Genomic DNA, 6430 nt, shown 5'->3' with positions numbered 1-6430 from the left:
CTATTATGCTAGATTTACTTGGTTTGAGACGCAAGCATTGCGTCTCTACTGGGAGTTAACATAATTACTCACTCGCTAAATTCGAGATGACTCATGTTTTTTTAACAAGCATTGTATATTATTTCAAGAAAGCTAAACTATTCACGTTTCGGCCTACTTTTTTCCCTTCTCTTAAGCCAACTTCGTTGTCTTGACGGGTATGAATACCCCCATAAAAACGTGACATAGCCGATTCGTCTGCAAATTCATAGAAGTTATTGAAGCTTCTAGCTTTGAATGGGGTACCAGTGGCAGCATCATTTACACGACCTACATGCGAATTGTCTACGAATTTAAAGTTGTTCCCATATAGGTAGGTCAAGACTTCGGCGGCAGCTCCTGATTGCGTGGCATGCCCCGACGAATATCCCGGAAACGGGGGAGCTGGCCAAAATGGCTTCCATGTGGGGTCGATGGCTCTTCTTACCATGGTGTAAGGGCGTTCGTTATTGAATAAATACTTGCATTTCCAACAAAGAATAAAGGCATCGGCAACGGCTATACCTGTACGAGCAAATCCTTCGACGGCTTTTCCGAGGGTAGCTTTCGAAGTTTTTGCTGAAATATTGGCAAGATTATAAGAATGTCCAGGAGGAGTAAATGTTTCAACGGGGTTGTCGGCCCACCAAACCGCAATTTCTTTTTCTTCAGAAGACAAGGATTTATTTTTAGTATAAACCTCAAGATATTGCGCAAAATATTGAGAGGTAATGCTAGTAGCAAAAGGGATTGGTGCTGGAGGTACAAGATTGGCATTAGAGGGTACAAAAGGGCGGTTGTTGCCCCAAGTGGGTTGCATAGGTATTTTTTGCCCATTCTCGGTAGGTTGCCAAGCACCTGGAAAAACAGGCACTTTGTAGTCGGATGGGAAGTTTCGTTTGTAACCTTCGTGTCCACCATCTGTTTTCGACCATTCGAAAATAGCATTGGCTATGCTTTTGCCAAAAGTTACTGAGCGTTCTACTTCATCAGTATTTGAGCTACCTTTGAAGGCAGTAGTCATGGCCGTCTCGAGCGAGTCGATTTTCTTTTGATTATTAGAGGCCTGTGTAAGGGAACTTTCTGCGTACAATGCTTTTAAAATACTAGCTTGTCCTGCGTTGAGTGCCAATGCCCAGTTATAGCTTTTTCCAGATTCGATAGTGGGCAATTTACTTAAATTAGAAAGCTGTCCAGCAAGTGATTTATGATCGAGCAGACCAGGAACAATACTTTCATACATCGTAAGTCCTCCCAAACCATAGGCTCGTGCCGCCACGGGAGGGGTATATCCACTAGTAGTTTTGGTTAAAAGTAATTGCAATTCTGCCCAGTTAGAGGCTATCTCGTAGGTAAAGGCATCGGCTGGATTGCTTGTGTCTGAAGGATTAACCTCCGAGTTTTTAGAACATCCTGCAAGGAAAATAGTAAAGAAACCAAGCACAAATAGCCGTTTGATTGCAGGCCATCTGTAGAGAAGTAATTTTTTTTTCATCATATTATTTAGTAAACTACCTATACGAATTGTGTGATTGATAATGGGCGGTTGCGTTTGAAGTTGTAGTATTACAAAAATAATGCCTAAGAAAGCATTATTTTGATGAGATAAATCAGTATAATGCCTTGGTAAGTCTTGCTAATCGGGAAGTAAATCAAATAGGGAAATATACCGTTTTATGGAATAACGAAGGATTTCGCCGAAATCTATGAGACATTCATTAAATTAGTATGGTTTTTATGATACAACACATCGTAGTTGTAAAAACGAATCCTTAAGTTGTAAGTATTTTTAGAAATTATTGAAATGAGACTAGACCAAGAAACCATAGAGCGAATCAAACAAGCTGCACAAGTGGCAGATGTTATAGGAGACTATGTGTCGTTGAAGAAGAAAGGGGCGAATTTATGGGCTTGCTGTCCTTTTCATGGCGAAAAATCACCTTCTTTTTCTGTATCGCCAGCCAAAGGTATTTACAAATGTTTTGGCTGTGGCAAAGCAGGCGATTCTGTCCGCTTTATTATGGATATTGAGGGGTTAGGATATGGAGAGGCACTCCGTCATCTTGCCAAAAAGTATAATATTGCCATTCAAGAATCCCCGTTGACAGACGAACAATTGCAAGCCCAAAACGCTCGTGAGAGTTTGTACATTGCCTTAAATTATGCTAAAAATTATTATCAAAATAACCTTTTTCAGCACGAAGAAGGTCAATCCATAGGATATCCCTATTTTAAGGAAAGAGGTTTTTCTGATAAAACAATTAAGGCCTTTGAATTAGGATATAGTCTTGATATGTGGGATGCCTTTACCAAAGATGCCCTAAAAAATGGCTATAGTGTTGAGGTATTGGAAAAAGCAGGTTTGACGATTCGTCGACCAGAAGAAAATAAAATGTTTGACCGATTTCGCAATCGTGTCATTTTTCCTATTCATAATGTTTCGGGCAAAACAATTGCCTTTGGTGCGAGGATTCTCAAAGCAGATAAAAATCAACCTAAATATCTTAACTCTCCCGAGACCGAGGTTTACCACAAATCCAATATTCTTTATGGAATCTACCAAGCCAAAAATGCAATTCGTTCAAAGGATGTTTGTTATTTGGTAGAAGGATACACCGACGTGATTTCGCTGTATCAGGCAGGTATCGAAAATGTAGTGGCGTCTTCTGGAACCTCTTTGACGCTCGAACAAATACGCTTGATTGCAAGATTTACACAAAATATTACCGTTCTCTACGATGGCGACCCTGCGGGTATCAAGGCCTCATTGAGAGGAATGGATATGATATTGGAAGAGGGTTTAAACGTAAAACTAGTCGTTTTCCCTCAAGGAGAAGACCCCGATAGTTATGTTCAAAAGATTGGTTCTGACGCATTTGTACAATACATCTCTGACCATGCTTCCGATTTTATTACTTTCAAAGCCGAACTATTTCTCAAAGAAGCAGGTAACGACCCATTCAAACGTGCCGAGCTGATTAAAGATATGGTAGGTAGTATATCATTGATTCCTGATTCGATTAAACGCTCTGTGTTTTTTCAGAAAACCGCGAGCTTGATGCAGATTGATGAAGGGTTATTGATTACAGAAAGCAATAAGTTGACGCTTGAAAAGGCGAAGCAAAAAGAAAAGGATTCTCAACGAGATACCAATCGTCAGCGGCTACAAAATGATTTGCCATCAGGCATAAGTTTATCTTCACCAACTCAGGTACCACCTAGTTTGGGAGATGACATGATGAGTTTTTCGGAAGAGGATACTTTTAGTTTTGAAGAATTTTCGAGTACGCCTACCGCTCCTGTATCAGAACCTACCCCAGTTCCTCAGCCATCTTTTGTCCAGTATGCTACCACTTTACACGAGCAAGAATGTATTCGTTTGCTAATCAATCATGGAACACGGGAGGTCGACCCAGCTGTAGCACCTGGTATTACCCTGATGCAGTATGTGCTCGGAGAAATAGATGGATTGAGTTTTAAAACACCCATTTATCATGAAATACTGATGCTTTGTAGGCAAAAGTTCTTAGAAGGTACAGTACCAGACACGCAGTATTTTTTGTCGCATCCCATGGTAGAGATTCAGTCGGAGTCTATCAATTTAGTAGCAGAGAAGCATTCTGTTTCGGAAGCTTGGTTGAGCAGACATGAGATATTTGTGCCGACCGAGGTTGATAAACTAGCGGATATGGCTTACACGAATATTTTGCGTCTCAAAAAAGCTTTTAATGACGAACATTTGAGTGCTTTAATGAAGCAGTTGGCACAGAGTAAAGACCCTAATGAGCAAAATGCACTTTTAATGGAGTTCATGCAGGCCAAGGAGGTTGAAAAACAAATTGCAAAAGAATTAGGAACCGTGGTGGTTCGCTAAAGAAATAGATTTTTATAACACCTGTACCCAAACAGGTATTACCAACAATGTTAAACCGCTATTGGTCTATGAAAAAAACATTATTTTTGGTGCGTCATGCACAGGCATCAAGCTCGGTAAGTCCCGATATTTTTCGTCCTCTCACTCCAAGTGGAATGATTGATGCCGCACGTATGAGCAGACATTTGGCCGATAAATTGGCAGGTATTCAGTTAATTCTTACTTCTAACTCAGAACGTACTCGAATGACAACGCAGGTATTTTGTGAGCAATTGAAGTTAGATGAAGGAATGATTCAAGAGGAGGCCTCTTTGTATGAAAGTACCCCCAAATATTATCTCGACGCTATCAATGCTATCCCCGAAAACATTTCGGTAGCAATGTTGGTAGGACATAATCCAAGTATCAGCTATTTTGCAGAGTATCTAACACATGAAGATATAGGCTCGATGCCCACGTGCGCAGTCGTAGGGATGACGTTTGAGAATTTAACATGGGCAGAAGTATCCAAAAAAACAGGGCACATGTTTCTGTATGATTCGCCTGATTCAATTTTAGGCATTAAATTAGACTAACTAACAAGGACGCCTGAAGGATAAGCTACTGAGTATTGGACAAAATTGAATTTCCTAGTTAAAGACTTAGTCTTGAACTTACATGTGCCATCCCGAATTTGACGATTGAGTGATTGAGTTGATTATGCTAAAATTTAGATTCTCCGAGTAGAGACGCAATGCGTGCGTCTCAATGCTAGGGTTTCAAACCAAGTAAATCTAGGATGATAGCTTCAAAAAAGGGGTCAGGAAGCATATTCCAACCCTTTTTTTATGAAAATTATGGAGGATAATCACAATCCTAAAAATTCGGGATGATTCATGTTTAAAATTACCCACATTTTCAAATCACAAAATCAGTCCTTCCACCAAAGCATCCATATCGTTCATATCGTTATACACGTGTGGTGCGATACGAATAGCCTGTCCTCTGAAAGAAACCTGAACATTTCGAGCTTTGAGTGATGCTTGAATTCGAGCAATATCTGCTTGTGGAGGAATACGTAAGCCAACCAAGTGTTTGCTACGATAAGGTAGATTGTCTACCCAAAAACCTTTTTCTTGTAATAATTTTAAAGGTTCTTCTAGTAATTGATGGCAATAGGCTTCAATATTTTCGACACCCCAATCAAGAATTTGTGTCAGCGAAGCGCAAAACATAGGATTCAAGATAAAATTACTTCTTTCGCCTACATTATAACGATCTGCAAATGGACGATATTCGGTTTGATAATTAACTAAGTTTTTAAACTCTTCCGAACCAATTCTATTAATCCAGTTGCGTTCCAAAGGGCGACCTTCGTCGAAAGCAGGACCAAAATACGCAGCTCCCGCCGAATAAGGACCCAATAACCATTTATATCCTACATTGATAATAGCATCTGGTTGTACTTGCTGAACATCAAAAGGCATAGCGCCAATCGACTGTGTACCATCCAATACCAACCAAGCACCAACTTCTCGACAACGTGCTCCAATTGACACAAGGTCAAAACGTGTACCATCAGCCCAATGTGTTGGCGAGACTACTACCATACAAGTGTTAGTGCTCACAGCTTCGAGCAAACGCTCATTCCAGATTTTACCACGATTTTCTAAGGTATCTGGAGGTAAAATATAGCGAACAGTTAAGCCCTTATCTTCCGCAATTTCTTCCCAAGCATATACATCCGAAGGAAACTCTTCGTGCACCATCAGGATTTCCTGTCCTGATGCCAAGCCTGCTTTGAAGGCTAAGTTTTTGGCAACGATGGCCATACCATAAGAAGTCGATGGAATTAAGGCAATTCGTTTAGGTTCAGGACAATTAATCAGCTTTGAATACGCTTCTTGCACGGGAGCTGTAGTTTCAAAAAAGCTTTCTTGGGTAATACGTTGCGGTTGTGATTTACGTAAAATTCCTTGAATACCAGCCTCTTCCACCGATTTAAGGTTGGGCGACATAGTGGCGCAATTGATATAATGAATTCCGTCTTCGAGACTAAAAAGATGTTTTTGACAGGTTAACGACATTTAGTTTGAATTTAGAAGTGAACGTCTTTCAAAGATAGAGTTTTTTAAAGAATATTTAGGGGATAGGGGATAGTTGTGTTGAGTGAACAGGGACAAAGGCACATGGGCACATAGTGGGTTTAGGGGATTGGAGTTAGGTGAGGAGTCAAATTCCTAGTTCAAGACTTAGTCTTGGACTTATTTTTTTAACAGTTTTAAAACTGAATCAATAAATGGTAAAAACTTTCTCGTTACGGGTGAATAAATTCACCCGCTAAATGGAATCATTGATTTAGAACTGGCTTATATATCAACTTTAGCGAGACTATCCCTCTAAGCCCACTTTGCGCCACAACGCCTTATCCCTGTTCCCTCAATAAAAAACTACAGCCTCCTTGCCTAAACCCTATCTCCTAAACCCCCTTTGTGCCTATGCCCCTGTTCCCTAAAAAAAAACTACTGCCTCCTTGCCTAAACCCTATCCCCTAAACCC

At 40.3% G+C, this 6430-nt stretch carries 4 protein-coding genes; 2 read left to right on the top strand and 2 right to left on the bottom strand.

Features of this window, described 5'->3' with window-relative positions:
* Positions 1-118: 118 nt before the first annotated feature.
* Positions 119-1516: a vanadium-dependent haloperoxidase gene (locus tag ACOVQ4_RS21895; RefSeq protein ID WP_421822718.1), complete on the bottom strand. Its 1398-nt coding sequence runs from the start codon at positions 1514-1516 to the stop codon at positions 119-121.
* Between the two features lie 306 nt (positions 1517-1822).
* Between ACOVQ4_RS21895 and dnaG the strand changes: the two genes are divergently transcribed.
* Together dnaG and ACOVQ4_RS21885 are read left to right on the top strand one after the other, a co-directional pair.
* Positions 1823-3892, top strand: a complete 2070-nt coding sequence (gene dnaG, locus ACOVQ4_RS21890) for a DNA primase (RefSeq protein ID WP_421822717.1) — start codon at positions 1823-1825, stop codon at positions 3890-3892.
* Between the two features lie 68 nt (positions 3893-3960).
* Complete coding sequence (locus ACOVQ4_RS21885; RefSeq protein WP_421822716.1) at positions 3961-4467, top strand: SixA phosphatase family protein; 507 nt, start codon at positions 3961-3963, stop codon at positions 4465-4467.
* 327 nt (positions 4468-4794) lie between these two features.
* Here the strand turns inward: ACOVQ4_RS21885 and ACOVQ4_RS21880 are convergent, their stop codons facing one another.
* Entirely contained in the window at positions 4795-5958 is a 1164-nt protein-coding gene (locus ACOVQ4_RS21880; protein WP_421822715.1) for an aminotransferase class V-fold PLP-dependent enzyme, read from the bottom strand.
* Between the last annotated feature and the right edge of the window lie 472 nt (positions 5959-6430).

The organism is Flectobacillus sp., from assembly GCF_049240685.1.
Lineage (GTDB): Bacteria > Bacteroidota > Bacteroidia > Cytophagales > Spirosomataceae > Flectobacillus.
This window is presented reverse-complemented; position numbering and strand designations above follow the sequence as displayed.

Excerpts from the sequence above, each read along its gene's own strand:
- ACOVQ4_RS21895 (WP_421822718.1), bottom strand. The coding sequence starts at position 1,516 with ATGATGAAAAAAAAATTACTTCTCTACAGATGGCCTGCAATCAAACGG.
- dnaG (WP_421822717.1), top strand. The coding sequence starts at position 1,823 with ATGAGACTAGACCAAGAAACCATAGAGCGAATCAAACAAGCTGCACAA.
- ACOVQ4_RS21885 (WP_421822716.1), top strand. The coding sequence starts at position 3,961 with ATGAAAAAAACATTATTTTTGGTGCGTCATGCACAGGCATCAAGCTCG.
- ACOVQ4_RS21880 (WP_421822715.1), bottom strand. The coding sequence starts at position 5,958 with ATGTCGTTAACCTGTCAAAAACATCTTTTTAGTCTCGAAGACGGAATT.